This window comes from Qaidamihabitans albus, assembly GCF_016464705.1.
In the GTDB taxonomy this organism is placed as follows: Bacteria; Actinomycetota; Actinomycetes; order Mycobacteriales; family Pseudonocardiaceae; genus Qaidamihabitans; species Qaidamihabitans albus.
In genome coordinates this window covers 199,603-223,056 of the sequence record NZ_JAEHOB010000009.1, presented here as the reverse complement: position 1 = coordinate 223,056, position 23,454 = coordinate 199,603, and the positions used below count along the sequence as shown (strand labels likewise).

22 protein-coding genes and 2 pseudogenes are annotated in these 23,454 nt (G+C 72.8%); 22 read left to right on the top strand and 2 right to left on the bottom strand.

Translation table 11 applies throughout. The features are described from left to right. Positions 1–328 precede the first annotated feature (328 nt). The 15 genes and pseudogenes from mihF (at position 329) to JAP66_RS19120 (ending at position 14,146) form a co-directional block, all read left to right on the top strand. The gene (gene mihF / locus JAP66_RS19190) at positions 329–646 is read left to right on the top strand and encodes an integration host factor, actinobacterial type (RefSeq protein WP_005455668.1); all 318 of its coding nucleotides are present in this window, start codon (positions 329–331) and stop codon (positions 644–646) included. Beyond that, positions 643–1,314: a guanylate kinase gene (gene gmk / locus JAP66_RS19185; RefSeq protein ID WP_199433156.1), complete on the top strand. Its 672-nt coding sequence runs from the start codon at positions 643–645 to the stop codon at positions 1,312–1,314. Before mihF ends, gmk begins: the two co-directional genes overlap by 4 nt. Then, the gene (gene rpoZ / locus JAP66_RS19180) at positions 1,311–1,586 is read left to right on the top strand and encodes a DNA-directed RNA polymerase subunit omega (RefSeq protein WP_199433155.1); all 276 of its coding nucleotides are present in this window, start codon (positions 1,311–1,313) and stop codon (positions 1,584–1,586) included. Before gmk ends, rpoZ begins: the two co-directional genes overlap by 4 nt. 94 nt (positions 1,587–1,680) lie before the next feature. Next, the gene (coaBC, locus tag JAP66_RS19175; protein ID WP_199433154.1) at positions 1,681–2,916 is read left to right on the top strand and encodes a bifunctional phosphopantothenoylcysteine decarboxylase/phosphopantothenate--cysteine ligase CoaBC; all 1,236 of its coding nucleotides are present in this window, start codon (positions 1,681–1,683) and stop codon (positions 2,914–2,916) included. Between the two features lie 66 nt (positions 2,917–2,982). After that, positions 2,983–4,351, top strand: a pseudogene (gene metK, locus JAP66_RS19170) (methionine adenosyltransferase). A gap of 21 nt (positions 4,352–4,372) precedes the next feature. Continuing rightward, entirely contained in the window at positions 4,373–6,451 is a 2,079-nt protein-coding gene (locus JAP66_RS19165; RefSeq protein ID WP_199433153.1) for a primosomal protein N', read from the top strand. A gap of 126 nt (positions 6,452–6,577) precedes the next feature. Then, complete coding sequence (gene fmt, locus JAP66_RS19160; RefSeq protein ID WP_199433152.1) at positions 6,578–7,504, top strand: methionyl-tRNA formyltransferase; 927 nt, start codon at positions 6,578–6,580, stop codon at positions 7,502–7,504. Further along, positions 7,501–8,943 (top strand): RsmB/NOP family class I SAM-dependent RNA methyltransferase, encoded by a 1,443-nt coding sequence (locus JAP66_RS19155; RefSeq protein ID WP_199433151.1) that lies wholly within the window; start codon positions 7,501–7,503, stop codon positions 8,941–8,943. The genes fmt and JAP66_RS19155 overlap by 4 nt, the downstream gene beginning before the upstream one ends. After that, complete coding sequence (locus tag JAP66_RS19150) at positions 8,940–9,446, top strand: flavoprotein (protein ID WP_199433150.1); 507 nt, start codon at positions 8,940–8,942, stop codon at positions 9,444–9,446. The genes JAP66_RS19155 and JAP66_RS19150 overlap by 4 nt, the downstream gene beginning before the upstream one ends. 43 nt (positions 9,447–9,489) lie before the next feature. After that, complete coding sequence (gene rpe / locus JAP66_RS19145) at positions 9,490–10,182, top strand: ribulose-phosphate 3-epimerase (RefSeq protein WP_199433149.1); 693 nt, start codon at positions 9,490–9,492, stop codon at positions 10,180–10,182. Between the two features lie 32 nt (positions 10,183–10,214). After that, a complete protein-coding gene (gene ribD / locus JAP66_RS19140; RefSeq protein WP_199433205.1) occupies positions 10,215–11,222 on the top strand; it encodes a bifunctional diaminohydroxyphosphoribosylaminopyrimidine deaminase/5-amino-6-(5-phosphoribosylamino)uracil reductase RibD in 1,008 nt (335 codons plus the stop codon). Next, entirely contained in the window at positions 11,222–11,875 is a 654-nt protein-coding gene (locus JAP66_RS19135; protein WP_199433148.1) for a riboflavin synthase, read from the top strand. The genes ribD and JAP66_RS19135 overlap by 1 nt, the downstream gene beginning before the upstream one ends. Positions 11,876–11,877: 2 nt before the next feature. Further along, positions 11,878–13,176 carry a bifunctional 3,4-dihydroxy-2-butanone-4-phosphate synthase/GTP cyclohydrolase II gene (locus tag JAP66_RS19130; RefSeq protein WP_199433204.1) on the top strand — a complete coding sequence of 433 codons (1,299 nt, stop codon included), beginning with the start codon at positions 11,878–11,880 and terminating at the stop codon, positions 13,174–13,176. Next, positions 13,173–13,679, top strand: a complete 507-nt coding sequence (ribH, locus tag JAP66_RS19125; RefSeq protein ID WP_199433147.1) for a 6,7-dimethyl-8-ribityllumazine synthase — start codon at positions 13,173–13,175, stop codon at positions 13,677–13,679. Before JAP66_RS19130 ends, ribH begins: the two co-directional genes overlap by 4 nt. A 71-nt stretch (positions 13,680–13,750) precedes the next feature. Further along, positions 13,751–14,146 (top strand): PH domain-containing protein, encoded by a 396-nt coding sequence (locus JAP66_RS19120; protein ID WP_235999155.1) that lies wholly within the window; start codon positions 13,751–13,753, stop codon positions 14,144–14,146. Between the two features lie 9 nt (positions 14,147–14,155). On the opposite strand, the gene JAP66_RS19115 is transcribed toward JAP66_RS19120, so the two are convergent. Further along, positions 14,156–14,935 (bottom strand): exodeoxyribonuclease III, encoded by a 780-nt coding sequence (locus JAP66_RS19115; protein ID WP_199433145.1) that lies wholly within the window; start codon positions 14,933–14,935, stop codon positions 14,156–14,158. 86 nt (positions 14,936–15,021) lie between these two features. Here JAP66_RS19115 and JAP66_RS19110 point away from each other — a divergent pair, with 86 nt between their 5' ends. Genes JAP66_RS19110 through whiA form a run of 5 tightly spaced genes read left to right on the top strand, consistent with a single transcriptional unit; the run spans position 15,022 to position 20,579 of the window. Beyond that, positions 15,022–15,699 carry an HAD family hydrolase gene (locus tag JAP66_RS19110; protein ID WP_199433144.1) on the top strand — a complete coding sequence of 226 codons (678 nt, stop codon included), beginning with the start codon at positions 15,022–15,024 and terminating at the stop codon, positions 15,697–15,699. Between the two features lie 59 nt (positions 15,700–15,758). Next, the gene (gene uvrC, locus JAP66_RS19105) at positions 15,759–17,735 is read left to right on the top strand and encodes an excinuclease ABC subunit UvrC (protein WP_199433143.1); all 1,977 of its coding nucleotides are present in this window, start codon (positions 15,759–15,761) and stop codon (positions 17,733–17,735) included. A 26-nt stretch (positions 17,736–17,761) separates the two neighbouring features. Next, positions 17,762–18,619 carry an RNase adapter RapZ gene (gene rapZ, locus JAP66_RS19100; RefSeq protein ID WP_199433203.1) on the top strand — a complete coding sequence of 286 codons (858 nt, stop codon included), beginning with the start codon at positions 17,762–17,764 and terminating at the stop codon, positions 18,617–18,619. 8 nt (positions 18,620–18,627) lie between these two features. Further along, positions 18,628–19,590, top strand: coding sequence for a gluconeogenesis factor YvcK family protein (locus tag JAP66_RS19095; RefSeq protein WP_199433142.1), 963 nt, complete (start codon positions 18,628–18,630; stop codon positions 19,588–19,590). After that, positions 19,590–20,579 carry a DNA-binding protein WhiA gene (gene whiA, locus JAP66_RS19090; protein ID WP_199433141.1) on the top strand — a complete coding sequence of 330 codons (990 nt, stop codon included), beginning with the start codon at positions 19,590–19,592 and terminating at the stop codon, positions 20,577–20,579. Before JAP66_RS19095 ends, whiA begins: the two co-directional genes overlap by 1 nt. 80 nt (positions 20,580–20,659) lie before the next feature. Here the strand turns inward: whiA and JAP66_RS19085 are convergent, their stop codons facing one another. Then, positions 20,660–21,097, bottom strand: a complete 438-nt coding sequence (locus JAP66_RS19085) for a PPOX class F420-dependent oxidoreductase (RefSeq protein ID WP_199433140.1) — start codon at positions 21,095–21,097, stop codon at positions 20,660–20,662. A 1,367-nt stretch (positions 21,098–22,464) separates the two neighbouring features. Between JAP66_RS19085 and JAP66_RS33225 the strand changes: the two are divergent. After that, positions 22,465–22,647, top strand: a pseudogene (locus JAP66_RS33225) (hypothetical protein); the annotation flags it as partial. Then, positions 22,644–23,453 (top strand): hypothetical protein, encoded by an 810-nt coding sequence (locus tag JAP66_RS19075; RefSeq protein ID WP_199433138.1) that lies wholly within the window; start codon positions 22,644–22,646, stop codon positions 23,451–23,453. The pseudogene JAP66_RS33225 and the gene JAP66_RS19075, both read left to right, overlap by 4 nt. Position 23,454: the final 1 nt, after the last annotated feature.

Here is a 23,454-nt window from a genome sequence, read left to right as displayed (position 1 = left end):
CCGGAACGCCGAAACGCTCCCACCGAGGTCCACGCCCAAGTTGATCTTGCACTAGGCTGATCGGCGTGGCGTCAGGCGGGGGCTCGAGCAATGGCCCGGAAGCCGGATTCACAGGATGCGAGCCGAGAACCGGCGCGTGAATGTGAGTAGGGTCGTCTCCGGCCGTGCCACGGCGCCCAGCCGCGGCGCGATCGGACCGTGCGCGAAGATGCGTCCATACGGCGTACTTTCGTTCCGGTCAGCGCACACCCCCGCATTGTGGGTCCAGGTCAAGGGTGGGTACGGTCGCCACACCCACCCAGAATTTTGAGTAATACCGGAGGAAAACGTGGCACTTCCCCAGCTCACCGAGGAACAGCGTGCTGCGGCGCTGGAGAAGGCCGCCGCTGCCCGTCGCGCCCGCGCGGAGCTCAAGGAACGGCTCAAGCGTGGCGGTACGACCCTCGCCGACGTGCTGAAGCAGGCCGACGAGGACGAGGTCCTCGGCAAGATGAAGGTCTCCGCTCTGCTGGAGGCTCTGCCGGGCGTGGGCAAGGTGCGTGCGCAGCAGACGATGGAGCGACTCGAGATCGCTTCCAGCCGCCGGCTGCGCGGCCTCGGCGACCGGCAGCGCAAAGCGCTGCTCGCCGAGTTCAGCGGCGAGTGAGCGAGCAGGACAACCGCGGCTCGATCAAGGCCGGCGTGTGCGCCGGCCGGCAGTCAGGCGGTGAGCCGGTGCCGGGCGGCCTCGCCCGGCACCGGCTCACGGTCGTCTCGGGGCCGTCCGGCGTCGGCAAGTCCAGCGTCGTGGCGGAACTGCGGCGGCTGTGCCCGGACGTGTACTTCAGCGTCTCGGTGACCACGCGCCCGCCGCGTGCAGGCGAGGTCGACGGCGAGCACTACCGGTTCGTCGACCGCGAGACGTTCGACTCCATGGTGGCCGCGGGGGAGTTCCTCGAGTACGCCGAGTTCGCAGGCAACTGTTACGGCACGCCGCGGGCGCCCGTCGAAGCGGCGCTCGACTCGGGCAGGCCGGCGGTGCTGGAGATCGAACTCCAGGGCGCGCGGCAGGTCCGCGCGGCCATGCCCGACGCGCGGCTGGTCATGCTCCTGCCGCCCTCGTGGGACGAGCTCGTCGGCAGGCTCACCAGTCGCGGTACGGAGCGGCAGGACGCCGTGCGGAGCAGGCTGGCCGAGGCCCAGACCGAGATCGCGGCCGCCGGGGAGTTCGACGCGCGGGTCGTGAACGACGACGTGCAGGCCGCCGCGAGGCGGTTGCTAGACTTGGTCGCCGGCGAAACCTCTCTTCTCGACGATTCGGAGCACAACGAGTGACCGCGATTACGTTGGGTGCCCAGAGCGAGCAGCTCGAAGGCATCACCAACCCGCCCATCGACGACCTGCTCGAGAAGGTCAGCTCCAAGTACGCGCTGGTGATCTACTCCGCCAAGCGTGCCCGCCAGATCAACGACTACTACGCGCAGCTGGGCGAAGGCCTGCTCGAGTACGTCGGCCCGCTCGTCGAGCCGGGCCCGCGGGAGAAGCCGCTGTCGATCGCGCTCCGCGAGATCCACGCCGGCCTGCTCGAGCACACCGAAGGCGAGTGACGCCGGCGTTTTGCCTGGCCAGCGCTCGTGAGTGGCGGCACGCGTTCTAACTTGCGACGCACTCACGAGGCCTGACCTGCGGAAACGGGTGGATGTGAGCCAACCGAAGATCGTCCTCGGCGTGGGCGGCGGCATCGCGGCCTACAAGGCTTGTGAGGTGCTGCGCGGCCTGACCGAGTCCGGGCACGACGTGCGCGTGGTGCCGACCGAGGCCGCGCTGCGCTTCGTCGGTGCGGCGACCTTCGAGGCGTTGTCCGGGCATCCGGTGCACACCGGCGTGTTCACCGAGGTGCCCGACGTGCAGCACGTGCGCGTGGGCAAGGAAGCCGACCTCGTGCTCGTCGTCCCCGCGACCGCCGACCTCCTCGCCAGGGCGGCTCACGGACTCGCCGACGACCTGCTGACCAACACGTTGCTCACCGCACGCTGCCCGGTCGCGTTCTTCCCGGCGATGCACACGGAGATGTGGGAGCACCCGGCCACCCGCGACAACGTCGCCCTGCTCCGTGCGCGCGGTGCCGTCGTCACCGAGCCCGACTCGGGGCGGCTGACTGGCGTGGACACCGGCAAGGGGCGGCTCGCGGACTCGCGCGAGATCGTCGATCTCGCGCGGCTGCTCCTCGCCCGGCCGGATGCGCTGCCGCGTGAGCTGGAGGGCGTGCGGGTGGTGGTGTCCGCGGGCGGCACCCGCGAAGCCCTTGACCCGGTGCGCTATCTCGGCAACCGCTCCTCCGGCAAGCAGGGTTACGCACTGGCCAGGGTCGCCGCCCAGCGCGGCGCCGACGTCACGCTGGTCGCCGCGCACACCGTGGCCCTGCCCGAGCCGGCCGGCGCCGAGGTCGTGCACGTGTCCAGCGCAGAGCAGCTCGGCAAGGCCGTCAGTGCCGCGGCGGTGGACGCCGACGTGGTCGTGATGGCGGCCGCGGTCGCCGACTTCCGGCCCGAGTCGCGGGCCGAGCACAAGATCAAGAAGACCGACGACGCGCCCGACCCGGCGATCACCCTCACCCGGAACGCCGACATCCTCGCCGGGCTCGTCGCCGACCGCAGGCCCGGCCAGATCATCGTGGGCTTCGCCGCCGAGACCGGCGACGCGCACGGCAGCGTGCTCGACCACGCCAGGGCCAAGCTCCGGCGCAAGGGCAGCGACCTGCTCGTCGTCAACGCGGTGGGCGAGGGCATGGCGTTCGAGGTCGAGGACAACACCGGCTGGCTGCTGTCGGCGGACGGGCTGGAGCAGCGGATCCCGCTCGGCGCGAAAGCCCAACTGGCGGCCACTCTGTGGGACGCGGTGACCGACCTGCTGGGCCGTTCGAGGGATCGCCAGTAGGCTTCCGGCAGGCGGTGCCGTGTGCGTCGCCGGGTAGCCGTTTGAGCGAGGATGTGAGGGACAGTCGTGACCGCGACCAACCGCAGGCTGTTCACGTCGGAGTCGGTGACCGAGGGACACCCGGACAAGATCTGCGACGCGATCAGCGACTCCATCCTCGACGGTCTGATCGGCAAGGACCCGCGTAGCCGGGTCGCCGTGGAGACACTGGTGACCACCGGCCAGGTGCACGTCGCGGGCGAGGTGACCACCGAGGCCTACGCCGACATCCCCACCATCGTGCGGGACGTCATCCTGCGGATCGGTTACGACTCCTCGGCCAAGGGCTTCGACGGCAACTCGTGCGGTGTGAACGTCGCGATCGGCGCGCAGTCGCCGGACATCGCGCAGGGCGTTGACACGGCGTACGAGTCGCGAGTCGGAGAACTCGGAGGACTCGGAGAACACCGCCAGGGGCAGGACACAGACGATCTGGACAAGCAGGGCGCGGGCGATCAGGGGNCAGTCGCCGGACATCGCGCAGGGCGTTGACACGGCGTACGAGTCGCGAGTCGGAGAACTCGGAGGACTCGGAGAACACCGCCAGGGGCAGGACACAGACGATCTGGACAAGCAGGGCGCGGGCGATCAGGGGCTGATGTTCGGCTACGCGTGCTCGGACACGCCGGAGCTGATGCCGCTGCCGATCGCGCTGGCGCACCGCCTGTCCCAGCGGCTCACGGCCGTGCGCAAGCAGGGCGTGCTGCCCTACCTGCGGCCGGACGGCAAGACGCAGGTGACCATCGAGTACGCGGGGGAGCGGGCGGTCCGGCTGGACACGGTCGTGGTGTCCACCCAGCACGCCGACGGCATCGACCTCGACACCATGCTCGGCGTCGACGTGCGCGAGCACGTCGTGGCGCCGGAGCTGGACCGGCTGGAGCTGGACAGCGCGGACGTGCGCCTGCTCGTCAACCCCACCGGGCGGTTCGTCATCGGCGGCCCGATGGGCGATGCGGGCCTGACCGGCCGCAAGATCATCGTGGACACCTACGGCGGCATGGCGCGGCACGGCGGTGGCGCCTTCTCCGGCAAGGACCCGTCCAAGGTGGACCGCTCCGCCGCGTACGCGATGCGGTGGGTGGCCAAGAACGTGGTCTCCGCCGGCCTGGCCTCGCGGGTCGAGGTGCAGGTGGCGTACGCCATCGGCAAGGCGGCTCCGGTTGGCCTGTTCGTGGAGACCTTCGGCACCGAGGCCGTCGACCCGGCCAAGATCCAGGCCGCGATCGACGAGGTGTTCGACCTGCGCCCGGCCGCGATCATCCGGGATCTGGACCTGCTGCGCCCGATCTACGCGCAGACCTCCGCCTACGGGCACTTCGGCCGCCCGGAGCTCGACCTGCCGTGGGAGCGCACCGACCGGGTGGAGGAGCTGCGCGATGCCGCCGGCGCCTGAGCACCTGGTGGATCACGAGGCGTGAGCCGGCCGGAGACGACCCCGCTGTGGAACCTGCCGCAGCCCTCGCGAGCCAAGGGCGGGCGTGGCAGGTCCACCGGCACGCCGCGTAAGGGGCAGCGGCACCCCGCGGACACCGACCCGGTGGCGCGGGTGATCGTCGACGTTCCGCTGGCCCACCTGGACCGCACGTTCGACTACCAGGTGCCGCGGGAGCTCGCCGACGCCGCGGTGCCCGGCTGCCGGGTGCGGGTCCGCTTCGCCGGCCAGCTCGTCGACGGGTTCGTCCTGGAACGCGCGGCGACTTCCGAACACCAGGGCAGGCTGGCTTTTCTCGAACGCGTCACCTCCAGCGAACCGGTGCTGCCGCCCGGGCTGGCGGCGTTGTGCCGGACGGTGGCCGAACGCTACGGCGGCACGCTGATCGACGTCCTCCGGCTGGCCGTCCCGCCGCGGCATGCCCGCACGGAGGCCGAGCCGCCCCGGGAGCCCGCCGCCGCGCCGCCGGAGCCGGAGCGGACCGGATGGCCGCGCTATCCGCGCGGGCCGGTCTTCACCGAGGCGCTGCGGGCGGGCCGTCCGGCGCACGCGGTGTGGCAGGCGCTGCCGGGGGAGGACTGGCCCGTCCGCCTCGCCGAGCTGGCCACCACGGTCGCCGCCGCCGGGCGCGGTTCGGTGCTGGTGGTGCCGGATCACCGCGACGCCGCGCGACTGCACGCGGCGTGCGCCGAGATGGCCGGACCGGAAGCGGTGGTGGCGCTGTCCGCCGACCTCGGGCCTGCGGAACGCTACCGCCGCTGGCTCGCCGTGCTGCGGGGAGCGGTGCGGATCGTCGTGGGCACCCGTGCGGCGATGTTCGCCCCGGTCGCCGACCCGGGGCTGTACGTCGTCTGGGACGACGGCGACGACCTGCACGTCGACCCGCACACGCCCTACCCGCACGTCCGGGACGTGCTCATGCTCCGGGCGCACGCCGACCGGGCCCCGCTGCTGGTCGCCGGGTTCGCGCGGACGGCCGAGGCCCAGTTGCTCGTGGAGTCCGGCTGGGCGCATCCGGTCGTCGCGGCCCGCGACGAGCTGCGCGCTGCCGCTCCGCGCGTGACCCCCACGGGCGAGGACTTCGACGTCGCCAGGGACGAGGCGGCGAGGGCGGCGCGATTGCCCGCCGTGGCCTTCGAGGCCGCCCGGCAGGGCCTCGCCGGGGGCGCTCCGGTGCTGGTGCAGGTTCCCCGCCGCGGCTACGTCCCCGGCCTGGCGTGCGGGCACTGCCGTGGGCCCGCACGGTGCCGCCGGTGTGCGGGGCCGCTGCTGTTGCCCGGCGGCGGGGACGCCGGGGTGCCGCGTCCGCCGTCCTGCCGGTGGTGTGGCGTCGCCGACGCCGGCTACCGCTGCCCGGCGTGCGGGTCGAGCAGGCTGCGGGCGGTGGTGGTCGGCGCGAAGCGGACCGCGGAGGAGCTGGGCAGGGCCTTCCCCGGCGTGGCCGTGCGCACCTCCGGTGCCAGCGAGGTGCTGGCGGAGGTGGCGGGGGAGCCGGCGCTGGTGGTCGCCACGCCGGGCGCCGAGCCGGTGGCCGAGGGCGGCTACGGGGCGGCCCTGCTGCTGGACGGCTGGGCGCTCCTCGGCCGCCAGGACCTGCGCGCGGCCGAGGAGACGGTGCGCCGGTGGATGGCGGCCGCGGCGCTCGTGCGACCGGGGCGGGACGGCGGCCGGATCGTGGTCGGCGCGGAGGCCGGGCTCGCCCCGGTGCAGGCGCTCGTCCGGTGGGACTCCGGCTGGCATGCCGAGCTGGAGCTCGCCGGGCGGCGTGAGCTCGGCTTCCCGCCCGCGGTGCGGATGGCCAGCTTCGAGGGCGCGCCGGAGGCCGTGGCGGCGCTGCTGGACGAGATCACGCTGCCGGAGTCGGCGGAGGTGCTCGGCCCGGTACCGGTCGGTGATGTCGACGAGGACGGCAACGCCGACCGCGAACGTGCCCTGGTCCGGGTGCCCCGCTCCGACGGCCGCGCGCTGGCCGCCGCGGTCCGCGCGGTGAAGGTCCTCCGCGACGCGCGCAAGGAGCTCGCGCCGGTCCGCATCCAGCTCGACCCCCTCGACCTGATCTGACGGCCGCGTGCTCCCCAATGCCACATTCGTAGCGTTCAACGCACCGAATGCCACATTGGGGAGCCATCGGGGTCGGCGCTCTAGACTGGCGGGGATGTTCGTTCCTCTCACCGCCCCGGACCGCCGATGAGGCTCGTGTTCGCCGGCACTCCCGAACCGGCCGTTCCCTCGCTGCGCGCGCTGCTGGAGTCGGACCGGCACGAGGTCGCCGCCGTGGTCACCCGCCCGGACGCGCCGGCGGGCCGTGGCCGCAGGCTGGTCCGCTCGCCCGTCGGCGCGCTCGCCGACGAATACGGCATCGAGGTGCTCACCCCGCCCCGTGCGGGCGAGCCCGGCTTCCTGGCCCGGCTCGCCGAGCTCGCGCCCGACGCCTGCCCGGTCGTGGCCTACGGCGGGATGCTGCCGCAGCCCGCACTGGACATTCCCCGGCACGGCTGGATCAACCTGCACTTCTCCCTCCTGCCCGCCTGGCGCGGTGCCGCGCCGGTGCAGGCGGCGATCGGAGCCGGGGACGAGATCACCGGCGCGTCGACGTTCCGCATCGTGCGGGAGCTCGACGCGGGGCCGGTCTACGGCGTGGTCACCGAGAAGATTCAGAGCACCGACACGGCGGGCGAGCTGCTCGACCGGCTCGCGGTGTCCGGCGCGGGGCTGCTCGTCTCCACGATGGACGGAATCGAGGACGGCTCCCTGCGGGCCGTGCCGCAGCACGCGGACGGGGTGAGCTACGCGCCGAAGGTGACCGTCGCCGACGCGCGGGCCGACTTCACCGTTCCGGCGGTGGCGGTGGACCGGCACGTGCGGGCGATGACCCCCGAGCCGGGGGCGTGGGCGGAGTTCCGCGGCGAGCGGGTGAAGCTGGGTCCGGTCACGCCGGCCGAAGGGCCCGCGCTGGCCCCGGGTGAGCTGCTCGTCGAGCGCAAGCGGGTGCTGGCCGGAACGGCGACCGCGCCGGTGCGGCTCGGCGACGTGCAGGCACCGGGCAGGAAACGGATGGCGGCCACCGACTGGGCGCGCGGCACGAGGATCGAACAAGGAGAGCGCCTGACATGACACCCGGCCGGGAACGCAGGCCGTCGCGGCCACCGAGGAAGGGGCCCGCACCGCGCAAGGAGAGTCCTCGCAAGCCGCCCGCCACCGACCCCGCGCGGCGGGCCGCGCTCGACGTGCTGCGCGCCGTCCGCGAGCGGGACGCCTACGCCAACCTCACGCTGCCGGAGATGCTCCGCAACCGGCGCATCAGCGGCCGGGACGCCGCGTTCGCCACCGAGCTGACCTACGGCACCGCGCGGGCGCAGGGGCTGCTCGACGCGGTGCTCGCCGCATGCCTCGACCGTCCGCTGGCCAAAGTGGACGCCAGTGTGCTGGACGGTCTACGGCTGGGCGCCTATCAGCTGCTGCGCACCAGGACACCGCCGCACGCCGCGGTGACGTCCACGGTGGACCTCGTGCGGGAGGACGGTGGCTCGCACGTAGCCGGGTTCGTCAACGCGGTACTGCGCAAGGTGTCCGAAAAGGACGAGGAGGCGTGGCTGGCCGAGCTGGCGCCCGATCCGGACACCGACCCCATCGGCAATCTCGCGCTGCGTACCGCGCACCCGCGGTGGGTGGCCCGCTCCTTCGCCGAGGCGCTCGGGGACAAGGGCCCCGAGCTCGAGGCGGCGCTGCGGGCCGACGATGCGCGGCCAGAGGTGCACCTGCTGGCCAAGCCGGGGGAGATCAGCGCCGACGAGCTCGCCGCGATCGCCGGTGGGGACGTGGCGCCGTACTCGCCCTACGGTGTACACCTGCCCTCCGGTTCCGGCGACCTCGCGGAGTCGGAACCGATCCGCGAACGGCTCGCGATCGTCCAGGACGAGGGTAGCCAGCTCACCGCCATCGCCGCGACGAGGGTTCCGGTGGAGGGTGACCAGGATGCCCGCTGGCTCGACCTGTGCGCCGGTCCCGGCGGCAAGGCCGTGCTGCTCGGCTCGCTGGCCCTGCTTTCCGGCGCGACGCTCGACGCCGTGGAGCAGGCACCGCACCGGGCACGCCTGGTGGAGCGCGTGGTCGAGGGCCTGCCGGTGACCGTGCACGAGGTCGACGGCCGCGAGTCCGGGCTCGAACCCGGCTACGACCGGGTGCTCGTGGACGCGCCGTGCAGCGGGCTCGGCGCGCTGCGCCGCCGCCCGGAGGCGCGCTGGCGAAGGCAGCCCTCCGACGTCCCCGAGCTGAGCAGGCTCCAGGGCGAGCTGCTGGCCTCGGCGTTCCGGCTGGTGCGGCCCGGCGGCGTGGTCGCCTATGTCGTGTGCTCGCCGCACCTTGCGGAGACCGAGGGTGTGATCGCGGAGGCCGCGCGCCGGTGCGGCGCCGACATCATCGACGCGCGCGAGTTCTTCCCGGGCGTGCCCGACCTCGGTGCCGGGCCGTACGTGCAGCTGTGGCCGCACCGGCACGGTACCGATGCGATGTTCTGCGCGATGGCACGCAAGCGGGCGGACGGCCGAGTTTGAGCCGGAGCCGTGTGCTCGGCCTGGTCGCGGCCTCGTGCGGCGGGGTGGAGACCCGGCTCTGCGCCGAGCTCGCCGCGCCTGCCGTCGAGCGGGGCTGGCGGCTGGCGGTCACGCTGACCCCCACGGCGGCCCACTGGCTCGCCGCGACGGGCGAGCTGGACCGGCTGCGGGCACTCAGTGACCTGGAGGTCCGCAGCGAGCCGCGGCGGCCGGGGCAGCCGCGCCCGCACCCCGATCCGGAGGTGTTCCTGTTCGCCCCGGCGACCGCGGGATCGGTCGCCAAGCTCGCGCTCGGCATCGCCGACAACCAGGCGCTGACCGTGCTCGGCGACGCGGTCGGCGAGCACGGCGTGACGATCGTCGTCGGCTACCAGGTGCGGGACAGCCGCTTCCGTCACCCGGCGTGGCGCGGACATCTCGACGCGCTCGCGGCCGCCGGGGTGCGCGCGCGGCGGCTGCCGGTCGACGAGCCCTGGACCGGGGTGCTGGACCTGCTGCCGTGACGGTGCCACCGGCTTCCGCGCCGCGGCCTTCTACACTGCGGCCGTGGCCCATGAACCTCTCATCGCACCGAGCATCCTGTCCGCCGACTTCGCACGTCTCGGCGAGGAGATCGCGGCCGTCTCCGGGCCGGGGGACGGCAGAGCGGACTGGGTGCACGTCGATGTCATGGACGGCCACTTCGTGCCCAACCTGACGATCGGCCTGCCCGTGGTGCAGTCGCTGCTCAGGACGACGGACATCCCGCTCGACTGCCACCTGATGATCGAGGACCCGGACCGCTGGGCACCCGGCTACGCCGAGGCCGGGGCCCACAACGTCACCGTGCACGCCGAGGCGGCACACGATCCGGTGAAGATCGCGAAGGACATCCGCGCGGCAGGCGCGAGGGCCGGGTTGTCGGTCAAGCCCGGCACGCGGCTCGAGGACCATCTCGACACCCTGCGCCACTACGACACGCTGCTCGTTATGTCGGTCGAGCCCGGCTTCGGCGGGCAGAAGTTCATGCCCGAGGTGCTGGACAAGGTCCGCACGGCCCGCCGCCTCGCCGACACCGGGCACCTGAACGTGCTGGTGGAGATCGACGGTGGCATCAAGGAGGACACGATCGAGCAGGCGGCCGAGGCCGGTACCGACTGCTTCGTCGCGGGTTCGGCCGTCTACGGCGCCGGCGATCCCGGGCGTGCCGTCGCCGCGCTGCGCGAGCAGGCGGCACGGGCCCGGCAGGCGGCGCGCTGACCGTGACCCCCCCGGCAGGCGAGCGCGACGCCATGGCCCGGGCCCTCGCCCTGAGTGCGGGCGTGCGGGGCACGACGAGCCCCAACCCGCCGGTCGGCGCGGTCATCCTGGACGCGAAGGGCGGCACCGTCGGGGAGGGCGCCACGCAGCCGCCCGGGGGCCCGCACGCCGAGGTGATGGCGCTGCGGCAGGCCGGAGACCGGGCCCGCGGCGGTACGGCGGTCGTCACCCTCGAACCATGCGTCCACCACGGCCGCACTCCGCCGTGCACCGGAGCGCTGCTCGATGCCGGGATCGCGGCCGTGCGCTACGCGGTCGCCGATCCCGGCGCGGCGGCATCCGGGGGTGCTGAGATGCTGCGGGCGGCTGGGGTCGACGTCGAGGGCGGCCTGCTGGCGGAGGAGGCCGCGACCGGTCCGCTGCGTGCCTGGCTGCACTTCGTGCGGACCGGGCGCCCGCACGTGACCTGGAAGTACGCGATGACCCTCGACGGGCGGGTCGCGGCCGCCGACGGCAGCAGCAGGTGGATCTCCGGCTCGGAGTCGCGCGCCGAGGTGCACGCGATCAGGGCCGCGGCCGACGCGGTCGTGGTGGGAACCGGCACCGTGCGCGCCGACGACCCGTGGCTGACGGTGCGCGGACCGGACGGCGTGCCCGCCGGGCGCCAGCCGCTGCGGGTGGTGGTGGGCGGCGGCGACGTGCCCGCGGGTGCCCGGGTGCTGGACGACGCCGCGGAGACACTGCTGGCCCGTACCCGCGACCCGGCCGAGGTGCTCGCCCGGCTGGCGGGGCGCGGCATCGTGGACGTGCTGCTCGAGGGCGGCCCGACGCTCGCGGGCGCCTTCGTGCGGGCGGGCCTGGTGGACCGCATCGTGGCCTACGTGGCGCCCGCGCTGCTGGGCGCCGGACCGGTCGCGCTGGGTCCGGCGGGCGTGTCGACCATCACCGAGGCACACCGCTGGCGGGTCGAAGGGGTCACCATGAGCGGAAGTGACGTGCGGATCTCCGCCGTACCGGGCCAACCTGAGGGAGGCAGCTAGTGTTCACCGGCATTGTCGAGGAGCTCGGCGAGATCGCGCGCGTCGAGGAGATGCCGAACTCCGCGCGCCTGACGGTCCGCGGCCCGCTGGTCACCGGCGACGCCGGGCACGGTGACTCCATCGCGGTGAACGGCGTCTGCCTGACCGTGGTCGAGGTGTCCGGCGACGAGTTCACCGTCGAGGTGGTGCACGAGACACTGCAACGATCCAGCCTGGCCAAGCTGGACGTGGGGCGCCCGGTCAACCTGGAACGGGCCGTTCGCGCCGACGGCAGGCTCGGCGGGCACATCATGCAGGGCCACGTCGACGGCACCGGCGTCTTCCTCTCCAGGGAGCCGGAGGGCCTCACCCACTTCGCCCTGCCCCCGGACCTGGCCAGGTACGTGGTCGAGAAGGGCTCCATCGCGATCGACGGCGTGTCGCTCACGGTAGCGTCGGTGTCGCGGGAGGAGTTCGGCGTCGCGCTCATCCCCACCACCTTGGAGCTGACCACGCTCGGGCGTGTCGAGCCGGGCGATCCGGTCAACCTCGAGGTGGACGTGCTCGCGAAGTACGTCGAGAAGCTGGCCACCGCGCACCTGCCCGGCGTTTCGGTGGACAATGGCCTGGGCGGCGTTGGTGGCGTCGGCGGCGTCGGCAAGGAGGAAGCGTGACCATGATTGAGGCCGGGGCCGGCGCCTCGCTGGACATCGAGAGCATCGAGCAGGCGATCGCGGACATCGCGGCCGGCCGCCCGGTGATCGTCGTCGACGACGAGGACCGGGAGAACGAGGGCGACCTGATCTTCGCCGCGGAGAAGGCCACCCCGGAGCTGCTGGCGTTCATGGTGCGCTACACGTCCGGCTACATCTGCGCCTCGCTGACGCAGGAGGACTGCGACCGGCTCGACCTGCCCCCGATGTATCACACGAACCAGGACCGGCGCGGCACCGCGTACACGGTGACGGTGGACGCCTCGGAGGGCATCGGCACCGGGATCTCCGCCGCCGACCGCAGCCACACGATCCGGCTGCTTGCCGAGGCGGACTCCAAGCCCGCGGACTTCCGCAGGCCGGGCCACGTCGTGCCGCTGCGCGCCAAGGAGGGCGGCGTTCTGCGCAGGCCCGGTCACACCGAGGCGGCCGTGGATCTGGCCCGGCTCGCCGGGTTGCGGCCCGCGGGCGTGCTGTGCGAGATCGTGTCCCAGAAGGACGAGGGCGACATGGCCCGCCGGGACGAGCTCGAGGTGTTCGCGGCGGACCACGACCTGCGGCTCATCACGATCGCGGACCTGATCGCCTACCGGCGCCGCAAGGAGAAGCAGGTCGAGCGGGTGGCGGAAGCGCGCATCCCGCTCGCCGCGGGCACCTTCCGCGCGGTCGGCTACGACAGCCTGCTCGACGGCATCGAGCACATCGCCTTCGTCTACGGCGAGATCGGCGACGGCGAGGACATCCTCGTGCGGGCGCATTCGGAGTGCCTGACCGGGGACGTGTTCGGCTCGCTGCGCTGCGACTGCGGACCGCAGTTGCAGGCGGCGCTCGAGGCGGTGGCCACCGAGGGCCGTGGTGTGGTCCTCTACATCCGCGGACACGAGGGCCGCGGCATCGGGCTGCTGCACAAGCTGCAGGCATACCAGCTGCAGGACTCCGGCGCGGACACCGTGGACGCCAACCTCGCGCTGGGAGTGCCCGCCGATGCCCGCGACTACGGCACCGGCGCGCAGATCCTGTGCGACCTGGGCGTGCGGTCGATGCGGCTGCTCTCCAACAACCCGGCCAAACGGGTCGGCCTCGAGGGTTACGGCCTGCGGATCACCGGGCGGGTGCCGCTGCCGGTCTCGCCCAATCCGGAGAACCTGCGGTACCTGCAGACCAAGCGCGACCGGATGGGCCACGAACTGGCGCAGCTCGAGCACTTCGACGAGGTCGGCGCCGAGGTCGGTGACGTGCGCAACGGTGGAGGGCAGGCGTGAGTGGTGAGGGCAGGCCGGACGTCGAGCTGGACCTGAGCGAGTGCGAGAACCTGAGGCTCGCGATCGTCGCGACCCGCTGGCACTCGAGGATCACGGACAGCCTGCTGGAGAACGCGCTGCGGACGGCGGGGGAGGCGAAGCTCGCGGAGGAGCCGACGGTCGTCCGGGTGCCCGGTGCCGTCGAACTTCCCGTGGTGGCGCAGTCGCTGGCGCGTGGCCACGACGCCGTGGTGGCGCTCGGTGTGGTGATCCGCGGCGGCACACCGCACTTCGAGTACGTGTGCGACGCCGTCACGGCGGGGCTGACGCGGGTCGCCCTCGACGAGAGCACGCCGGTCGGCAACGGCGTGCTGACGTGTGACACCGAGGCGCAGGCGCTGGACCGTGCGGGCCTGCCGGGCTCGGCCGAGGACAAGGGCCGGGAGGCGACGGCGGCGGCACTGACCACCGCGCACGTGCTGCGCGGCCTGCGCCAGCCATGGACCGAACGAGGCTTCGTGTGAGTGACGTGGGGACCGACGAGACTGCTGGGACGGCCGGGAACGTGGTGATCCGGCCCCGCCGGGTGGCGTGGATGGCGGGGGTGAGCGCGGTCGCGCTGCTCGTCGTGTTCACGGTCGTCGCGGTGCTGCTGCGGCAGTCCGACACCGGCGTGGTCTTCCGGACCAGCGACCAGGTCGCGATGATCGGCGTCGGGGTGATCCTCGCGGGCCTGACGCTGCTGTTCGCGTTGCCGAGGGCGCGGGCCGACGCCGAGGGCATCGAGGTACGCAACGTGGTGGTCACCAAGCGGCTCTCGTGGGACGAGGTGCTGTCCGTCAGCTTCCCCGACGGGGCCTCGTTCGCGCGGCTGGAGCTGCCGGACGACGAGTACCACGCGATCCTCGCCGTGCAGGCCGTCGACCGGCAGCACGCCGTCGATGCCGTCCGCGCCCTCCGCCGCCTGCACAAACAGGCCCGCTCCCGCTGATTCGGGGGGTCAGGGGGTGAGGTCGACGACCACCGGGGCGTGGTCGGAGGAGCCCTTGCCCTTGCGTTCCTCGCGGTCGACGTAGGCGTCGGTGACCGCGCCGGCGAACGACTCGTCGGCGTAGACGAGGTCGATGCGCATCCCGTTGTTCTTGGGGAAGGCGAGCTGCCGGTAGTCCCAGTACGTGTACGGCCGGTCGTACTTCAGCGGCCGCGGCACCACGTCGCTCAGCCCCGCGTCGCGCAGCATGGCCAGCGCCTTGCGCTCCGGCTCCGTGACATGGGTCGACTCGGTGAACAGCGAGATGTCCCACACGTCGTCGTCGGTCGGCGCGATGTTGAAGTCGCCCAGCACCGCGAACGGGGTCCCGGTGCCGGACTCGGCGACGACCGTCCCGCGCAACGCCTCCAGCCAGCGCAGCTTGTACTGGTAGTGCGGGTGGCCGGGCTCTCGCCCGTTAGGCACGTACACCGACCAGACCCGTACACCGCCGCAGGTGGCCCCGATCGCACGCGCCTGCGTCGCGTCCTCGAACACCGGCTCGTCGACGAGCCCGCACGTGACGTCGGTGAGCCCGACCCTGGACAGCACGGCGACGCCGTTCCACCGTCCGGTGCCGTAGCAGGCCACCTCGTAACCCAGCTCCGCCATCTCGTCGCGGGGGAAGGCTTCGTCGGTGCACTTGAGCTCCTGCAGGCACAGCACGTCCGGCCGTGCCGACGACAGCCAGCCGCGCAGCCGGGGCAGCCGCGCGCCGATCGAGTTGACGTTCCACGTGGCGATCCGCATGCGAAGAGAATCGCACAAAGCCTCTGTATAACGGCCTATACGGCCGTGCACTGGTGCGCGACGGCTCCCGATGCCATTCTGGCCGGATGGAACGGGCATCGGCACGGAAGCCGAAGGTCGTGCTGTTCGACGTCTTCGAGACGCTCGTGCGGCTGGAACCGCTGCGCGAACGGCTCACCGCCGTGGGCAGGCCAGGGCACGAGCTCGAACTGTTCTTCGCGCGGACGCTGCGGGACGGCATGGCCTGCACGCTCGCCGGGGACGCCCCGCCGTTCCGCGAGATCGCGAAGGCGCAGCTGGCGCTGACCTCCGGCTACACACTCGACGACGACGCGATCGAGCACGTGCTCGCGGGCTTCGCCGAGCTGCCACTGCAACCCGACGCCGAACCCGCATTCGACCTGCTCGCCGCCGAGGGCATCCGCGCCTACGGTTTCACCCACGGCTCGGCGTCCGTACTCGAGTCCATTCTGGACAGGCACGGCATGCGGGCGAAGCTGGCCGGGGTCCTCTCCGCCGAGGAGATCCGTGCGTTCAAGCCGCCCGCCCGCGTCTATCACTGGGCCTGCGAGTGTGCCGGTGCGGCGCCGGAGGACACCGCGCTCGTCGCCGTGCACTCGTGGGACACCCAGGGCGCCGTGCGGGCCGGCCTGCTCGCCGGTTTCGCCACGCGGCTCGAGGGCGGTCCACCCCTGATCGAGCGGCCGCACGTGGTGGCCGAGCGGGTCGACGAGGTGGTCGAGGGCCTGCTCGCGATCGGCTGAGACGGAAAGCGCCGGAGGGGTTCGCGAGCCGCCTGCCGCCGAGGCCATAGGCTGGGAGCGTGGCTGACCCGTCGACCTACCGTCCCTCGCCGGGGAGCATCCCCGAGGCCCCCGGCGTGTACAAGTTCCGCGACGCAACCAGGCGGGTCATCTACGTCGGCAAGGCGAAGAGCCTGCGCAGCAGGCTCAACTCCTACTTCGCGGACCTGTCCGGCCTGCACCCCCGGACCCGGCAGATGGTCACCACCGCGGCGAGCGTCGAGTGGACCGTCGTCTCCACCGAGGTCGAGGCGCTCCAGCTCGAGTACAACTGGATCAAGGAGTTCGACCCGCGGTTCAACGTCCGCTACCGCGACGACAAGTCGTACCCGGTGCTCGCGGTGACGTTGCACGAGGAGTTCCCCCGGCTGCACGTGTACCGGGGACCGCGCAAGAAGGGCGTGCGCTACTTCGGTCCCTACGCACACGCCTGGGCGATCCGCGAGACCCTCGACCTGCTGCTCCGGGTGTTCCCCGCGCGGACGTGCTCCAACGGCGTGTTCCGCAGGCACGGCCAGATCGGCAGGCCGTGCCTGCTCGGCTACATCGACAAGTGTTCCGCGCCCTGCGTCGGCAAGGTGTCGGCGGAGCAGCACCGCGAGATCGTCGAGGAGTTCTGCGACTTCCTCGCCGGGCGCACCGACGCGATGGTGCGCAGGCTCGACAGGGAGATGGCCGAGGCGTCCGAGTCACTGGAGTTCGAGCGGGCGGCCAGGCTGCGCGACGACATCGGGGCGCTGCGGCGCGCGATGGAGAAGCAGGCGGTGGTGCTCGGCGACGGCACCGACGCCGATGTCGTCGCCTTCGCCCACGACGAGCTGGAGGCCGCCGTGCAGATCTTCCACGTCCGCGGCGGGCGCGTCCGGGGACAGCGCGGCTGGGTGATCGACAAGGTCGAGGAGATGGACGTGCCCGCGCTCGTCGAGCAGTTCCTCGCCCAGTTCTACGCCGAGCAGGCCGAGCTGGCCGCCGAGTCGCCGGACACCGGTTCGCCCGTCCCGAGGGAGGTGCTGGTACCGGAGCTGCCCGCCGACGCCGCCGCGCTGACCGAGTGGTTATCCGGTCTGCGCGGTGCCAGGGTGCGGCTGCGGGTGCCGCAGCGCGGCGACAAGCGGGCGCTGGCCGAGACGGTCTCGCGCAACGCCGCCGAGGCGTTCACCCAGCACAAGCTGCGCCGGGCGGGCGATCTCACGGCCCGCTCGGCCGCGCTGGCCGAGCTGCAGGAGCACCTCGGCCTCGACACCGCGCCGTTGCGCATCGAGTGCGTCGACATCAGCCACATCGGTGGCAGCGACGTGGTGGCCTCGCTCGTCGTGTTCGAGGACGGTGTGCCCCGCAAGACGGAGTACCGCCGTTTCGCCCTGCGGGAGGCGGCCGAGGAAGGCGACGTGGCTTCGATCGCCGAGGTGGTGCGCCGCCGGTTCGCCCGCTACCTGAAGGAAACCCAGAACGGCGATCCGGAGCCGGCGCAGGGAGAGCGGCCGGGCATCGACCCGGAGACCGGCAGACCGCGCAAGTTCGCCTACCCGCCGAACCTGCTCGTGGTGGACGGTGCGGGCCCGCAGGCGACCGCGGCCGCCGACGTCCTCGCGGAACTGGGCATCACCGATGTCGCCGTGGTGGGGCTCGCCAAGCGCCTCGAGGAGGTGTGGCTGCCCGCCGACCCGGACCCGGTCATCCTGCCGAGGACCTCGGACGCGTTGTACCTTCTGCAGCGGGTCCGTGACGAGGCGCATCGCTTCGCGGTCCGCTATCACCGGGAGAAGCGTTCCAAGCGGGTGCAGGCGTCCGTGCTGGACGGTGTTCCCGGGCTCGGTCAGGCGCGCAAGTCCGCGCTGATCAAGCATTTCGGCTCGGTGAAACGGCTCAGGCAAGCCGGCGTGGACGACATCGCCGAGGTGCCCGGCGTCGGCAGGCGCACGGCCGAGGCGGTGTACGCGGCATTGGCGGGCGGGCAGGGGGCCCGCGAGAACACGGAAAGGGAGTCGAGCACGTGACGGACGACGACGCCAGGACCTCGGGCATGGAGGTCGCTGTGGTGAGCGGGCTTTCCGGCGCCGGGCGAAGTACGGCGGCGAAATGCCTCGAGGACCTCGGCTGGTTCGTGGTGGACAACCTCCCGCCCGAACTGATCTCCACCATGGTCGAGCTCGGTGCCCAGGCGCGTGGTGCCATCACCAAGGTCGCCGTGGTGATGGACGTGCGCTCGCGCGCGTTCACCGACGACCTGGCGTCGGTCATCAAGGATCTCGACGCCCGCGGGTACAAGCCGAGGGTGCTCTTCCTCGAGGCGACCGACCCGGTGCTGGTGCGCCGGTTCGAGCAGGTCAAGCGCGGGCACCCGATGCAGGGCGGCGGCAGGCTCGTCGACGGCATCACCGCGGAGCGGGCCCTGCTCGCGCCGCTGCGGGAGGACGCCGACCTGGTGCTCGACACGTCGGCGCTGTCGGTGCACGACCTGCGGGCGAAGATCGAGGACGCGTTCGGGTCGGAGGCCAGTACCCAGACCAGGGTCACGGTGCTCTCCTTCGGCTACAAGTACGGTCTGCCGATGGATTCCGACCTGGTGATGGACGTGCGCTTCCTGCCGAACCCGTTCTGGATCCCCGAACTGCGCGACCACAGCGGCCTCGACGGCGACGTTCGCAACTATGTGCTGGGACAGGAGGGCGCCGACGAGTTCCTCGATCGTTACCACGAGTTGCTGCGCCTCATCGGCGCGGGCTACAAGCGCGAGGGCAAGCGGTACCTGACGCTCGCGGTCGGCTGCACCGGCGGCAAGCACCGCAGCGTGGCGATCTCGGAGGAGCTGGCCAGCCGGTTGTCCAAAGAGGACGGCATGGCCGTCAAGGTGGTGCATCGGGACCTGGGCAGGGAGTGAGGCCGGCAATGCGCGCCGTCGCGCTGGGCGGTGGGCACGGGCTGCACGCGACACTGAGCGCGCTGCGGCGGATCACCCCCGACGTCACCGCCGTCGTCACCGTCGCCGACGACGGCGGCTCGTCGGGGCGGCTGCGCCGCGAACTCGGGCTGCTGCCACCCGGCGACCTCCGCCAGGCACTGGCCGCCCTCGCCGCCGCCGAGGCGGGCGGGACGCTGTGGGCGGACGTGTTCCAGCACCGCTTCGGCGGCAGCGGTGCGCTCGCCGGGCACGCGGTGGGCAACCTGTTGCTGGCCGGGCTGTTCGAGGTGCTCGGCGACCCGGTCGCGGGGCTGGACGAGGCGCGCAGGCTGCTCGGCATCTCCGGCCGCGTGCTGCCGATGTCGGCCGAGCCGCTCGAGATCGAGGCCGAGGTCACCGGCCTGGAGAACGGTGAGGTCAGCCGGATCCGCGGTCAGGTCGCGGTGGCGAGCACGCCCGGCAGGGTGCGCCGGATCACCCTGCACAATCCGGGCCGTCCCACCGAGCCGCCCGTCGCCTGCCAGGAGGCCGTCGACGCCGTGCTGTCGGCCGACGTCGTGCTGCTCGGGCCCGGTTCGTGGTTCACGAGCGTGCTGCCGCACCTGCTGGTGCCGCGGCTGCACGACGCGCTCGTGCGGACCCGCGCGACCAAGGTCGTGATCCTCAACCTCGTGCCGCAACCGGGAGAGACGGCTGGCTTCTCACCCGAACGGCATCTGGACGTACTCTTCGAGCACGCTCCCCGGCTGCGGGTCGACGCGGTGATCGCCGACCGTGACTCCGTGCCGACCCCGGCCCGCCTGCGTCGTGCGGCGGCCGCGCTGGGCGGGCGTGCGCATCTGGCTTCGGTGTCGGACTCGAGGGAGACGGGCCGGCACGATCCGGATGCCCTGGCCGGCTGTGTGCGAGAAGCCCTCGGTCTGACCGCGGGCGATAGGGAGGGGCAGTAATGGCGATGACGGCTGCGGTCAAGGACGAGCTGAGCCGGCTCGAGATCACCAGAGTCGGCCCGCGCCGCGCGGAGGTCGCCTCCATGCTGCGCTTCGCCGGCGGCCTGCACATCGTGGCGGGCCGGGTGGTCGTCGAGGCCGAGCTCGACACCGGATCGGTGGCCCGCAGGCTGCGCAAGGAGATCCATGAGCTGTACGGCCACCACTCCGACGTGCACGTCATCTCATCGGGTGGTCTGCGCAAGGGCACCCGGTACGTGGTGCGGGTCGTCAAGGACGGCGAGGGGCTGGCCAGGCAGACCGGGCTGATCGACCACCGCGGGCGCCCGGTGCGCGGCCTGCCCGCGGCCGTGGTGTCCGGCGGCATCGCCGACGCGGAGGCGGCGTGGCGGGGCGCGTTTCTCGCGCACGGCTCGCTCACCGAGCCGGGACGGTCGTCGTCGATGGAGGTGACCTGCCCCGGACCCGAGGCGGCGCTGGCGCTGGTCGGCGCGGCGCGCAGGCTCGGCATCCAGGCGAAGTCGCGTGAGGTGCGCGGCGCCGACCGGGTGGTGGTCCGGGACGGCGACGCGATCGGTGCCCTGCTCACCCGGCTGGGCGCGCACGAGAGCGTGCTCGCCTGGGAGGAGCGCCGGATGCGGCGTGAGGTGCGCGCGACCGCGAACCGGCTGGCGAACTTCGACGACGCGAACCTGCGCCGGTCGGCGCGCGCCGCGGTGGCCGCCGCGGCCAGGGTCCAGCGCGCGATGGACATTCTCGGCGACACCGCACCCGACCACCTGCTCGCGGCGGGCAAACTGCGGCTGTCCAACCGGCAGGCCTCGCTGGAGGAACTGGGCCAGCTCTCCGACCCGCCGATGACGAAGGACGCCGTCGCGGGCCGGATCCGCCGCCTGCTCGCGATGGCCGACAAGCGGGCCAAGGACCAGGGCATCCCGGACACCGAGTCGGCGGTGACCGCGGAGATGCTGGAGGAGGAAGAGGTCTGAGTGCCTGGTCACCTCTCGTGAGTGCGCACACGAGTGAGAACACTGTTACGCACTCACGACCGGTGGCCTGCGGAAACGACTCAGTCGGCGAGGTCGGCCTGCGCCACCACCTTGGTGATCCTCGCCCGCACGAGGTACTCCCCGGGCACGGCGTTGCGCTTGCCGAACGCCTCGGCGTTGTCCTCGCCCATGTAGCGGGCCGCGATCGCGGCGGCCCAGCGCAGCAGCTCGGCGGGCTCCTCGGACAGCCGCGCCTCGGCGGTGAACTGCACGAACGAGTACGGCGGCTGCTGGTCGTCCACCGTCAGCGAAACCCGCGGGTCCCGGCGCAGCGCCCTGCCCTTCACCGTCTCCGCGCCGGTGTTGAAGATCAGCTCGTCGCCGCCGGGACCGGTGTCGAGTACGAACCAGATCGGTGTGACGTGCGCCGATCCGTCCGCACGCACGACACCGAGCTTGCCGGTGCGGGTTCCCGCGCTCGCGAACTCCCGCCATTCGTCCCTGGTCATCTGTCGCATGAACCCGACGCTACCGGCGCGCGGGCACGGTGGGTGGCCGACTAACGTTACGCGCTGTGCGAGACGACGTGTTGATCGGGGCGGGTGGCCCCGACGAGGGGCTGGCGCGCCGGCTCAAGGCGCTCGCGTGCACCGCGCCGCTGCACGACCTCGACGCCAGGAAGGCGAAGCTGGACTGGGCCGACGCGACCGTGTACCAGATGGCCGAGATCGCGCTGCACACGATCGACCAGGTCACGATCGCGATGGACTTCGACACCGGCGCCGACCACCAGCAGGTCGCCAACCGCCTGCTGCCGTTCATCGCGGCTCAGGCGCCGCACCGCACGCCGGGCGAGCACGCGAGGGTCGCCCGCTGGGTGCTCGACAACCTGATCAACGTGGGGACCACCGACCGCGGCTTCCGCCGGGTCTACGGCTCGGTGGACGGCGAGGGGCGCTACCAGCGCCGCGCGTTCGACTTCAAGCTGCTCGTCGAGCTCGCCGCCCGCGACGGCGAGGTGTACCTGCGCGCCACCGACGAGGCGATCAACGTGCTCGTCGGCGCGCTCGACACCGACGTCGAGTCCGCGCAGATCGCCGCCGAGGTGAAGCTGGAGAACCTCATCAGCAGGGGCAGGCTCGCCGACGCCAAGCTCGCCGCCGAGCAGGCCCGCTACCGCACCGTGCAGTACGGCGAGACACTGCGGGCCAAGCTCGACGCGACCCGCCGCGACGTCCGCTCGGTCGACTGGGAACGGGAGGTGCCGGAGCTGCTGGACGCCGCGCTGACGCACATCGAGTCCCGCTTCCGCGCCGAGACCGCGATCCTGAAGAACATCACCGCCTCGCGCGACGAGGCCGAGGACCCGGACCGCAAGCGGCGGGCCGCCGAGCTCGTCGACATCGTCGGCGACTGCGTCCGCAGGCACACGCAGCTCCAGTCGCGCCTGCAGGCCGCGGGCGCGGTGTTCCGCGCCGAGCAGGACCGTCAGCAGTTCTCCGGCCCGCCGCAGCGGGCCGCCATCGACCTGTTCGGGCAGCTGCTGCTACCCACGCTGGCGCTGCCGCTGGCCGACGCGGTGCCGCCCGCGCAGTCGTTCTTCCACGCGGCCACCGGTATCGGGGTGCCGACAGTGCCGTCGCTGTCGGCGCTGGTCTCGTTGCTGCTGCGGCCGGCGCCGGAGCGCGAGCAGCTCGTCGGCGAGGTGCCCGACCCGGAGCTGACGCCGGCCGAGGAGACCGACCGCTACAGCGACGAGCAGTGGCGCTACGCCGACGAGCTGCTGGACCTGCCCGAAGTACCGCGCAGGCTGTCCGGGCTGCTCGCCGAGGCACGGCGCGCCGACCCGGCGGTGGCGCGCCTCGTGGCGCTGCGCGCGTTGCACGCCTACGGTCCCGAGGTCGGCGGCGCCGTCCGGCAGGGGGAACGGCGGGTGCTGCTCGCGCTGGACGACGGGACACCGCTGGACGATCCCGAGTTCGGCGGTGCCGACCTGCTGCTGCAGTCCGCCGCCGTGGGAAGCGGCAGCGACGCCACCCTGCAGAGCGAGACGGAGGAGGTCGCATGAGCCGTCCACCCGCACCGGCCGACGCCGAGGCCGCCGCCCGGCTGATCGCCTTCGGCATGCGGCCCAAGCAGCTGCCCGGCCGCGATGTCGTGTACGCCGACCTGGTGCGCCGCTACGGCGAGGACAGCGGGTTCAAGCAGCTCACGCACGCGGTCGCCGCCGGGCTCGGGCTGATGGTGCTCGAGGTGAGCATGCAGGCAGGCGCCGTGCTCGCGGCCACCGACGAGTCGGTCTTCGAGATCAAGATGGACAGCTACGCGCGGCAGAGCAAGATCCGTGAGCGGCGGGACACCGAGAAGGTGCTCCACGGGCTCGTCCACCTGGCCACCGCGGCACTGGGCTACCCGCGCCCCGACGACCTCGCCAACGACACCTACATCGGCCGGGTGAGCGTCGAGCAGGTCGACGGCGTGGTGCGCGAGGCGTGCCGCATCCTCGACGAGCGCGCGGCGCGGGCGGAGGCGAACAACGATCCGCTCGCCGACGCGCCGGAGCTGGAGCAGGCGTGGCGTGCCTACGCTCGGCGCCCCGCCGCGGCGGCCACGAAGGACGGGCGGCTCGCCGCGGACACCACCAGGGGGATGGTGGCCAGGGCGCTGCGGTTCCTGTCGGAGCAGGGTTTCCTGGTCCCGGTGAGCGGCGAGCAGGGCGGGACGTACCGCACCACGCCGCGCTACCAGGTGCAGGTGCGCGAGCTGGCCGCGGACGCGGCGTTCGACGAGCTGCTCGCGCTGGACGTGGTGTCGGTCGGCGGGGACGGTGACGGGGGCGGCAGCCTGCGTGCCGCGACGTCCGAGACGCTGTAGG

Excerpts from the sequence above, each read along its gene's own strand:
- fmt (WP_199433152.1), top strand. The coding sequence starts at position 6,578 with ATGAGGCTCGTGTTCGCCGGCACTCCCGAACCGGCCGTTCCCTCGCTG.
- JAP66_RS19155 (WP_199433151.1), top strand. The coding sequence starts at position 7,501 with ATGACACCCGGCCGGGAACGCAGGCCGTCGCGGCCACCGAGGAAGGGG.
- ribD (WP_199433205.1), top strand. The coding sequence starts at position 10,215 with ATGGCCCGGGCCCTCGCCCTGAGTGCGGGCGTGCGGGGCACGACGAGC.
- JAP66_RS19130 (WP_199433204.1), top strand. The coding sequence starts at position 11,878 with ATGATTGAGGCCGGGGCCGGCGCCTCGCTGGACATCGAGAGCATCGAG.
- JAP66_RS19120 (WP_235999155.1), top strand. The coding sequence starts at position 13,751 with ATGGCGGGGGTGAGCGCGGTCGCGCTGCTCGTCGTGTTCACGGTCGTC.
- JAP66_RS19115 (WP_199433145.1), bottom strand. The coding sequence starts at position 14,935 with ATGCGGATCGCCACGTGGAACGTCAACTCGATCGGCGCGCGGCTGCCC.
- JAP66_RS19110 (WP_199433144.1), top strand. The coding sequence starts at position 15,022 with ATGGAACGGGCATCGGCACGGAAGCCGAAGGTCGTGCTGTTCGACGTC.
- rapZ (WP_199433203.1), top strand. The coding sequence starts at position 17,762 with ATGGAGGTCGCTGTGGTGAGCGGGCTTTCCGGCGCCGGGCGAAGTACG.
- JAP66_RS19095 (WP_199433142.1), top strand. The coding sequence starts at position 18,628 with ATGCGCGCCGTCGCGCTGGGCGGTGGGCACGGGCTGCACGCGACACTG.
- whiA (WP_199433141.1), top strand. The coding sequence starts at position 19,590 with ATGGCGATGACGGCTGCGGTCAAGGACGAGCTGAGCCGGCTCGAGATC.
- JAP66_RS19085 (WP_199433140.1), bottom strand. The coding sequence starts at position 21,097 with ATGCGACAGATGACCAGGGACGAATGGCGGGAGTTCGCGAGCGCGGGA.
- JAP66_RS19075 (WP_199433138.1), top strand. The coding sequence starts at position 22,644 with ATGAGCCGTCCACCCGCACCGGCCGACGCCGAGGCCGCCGCCCGGCTG.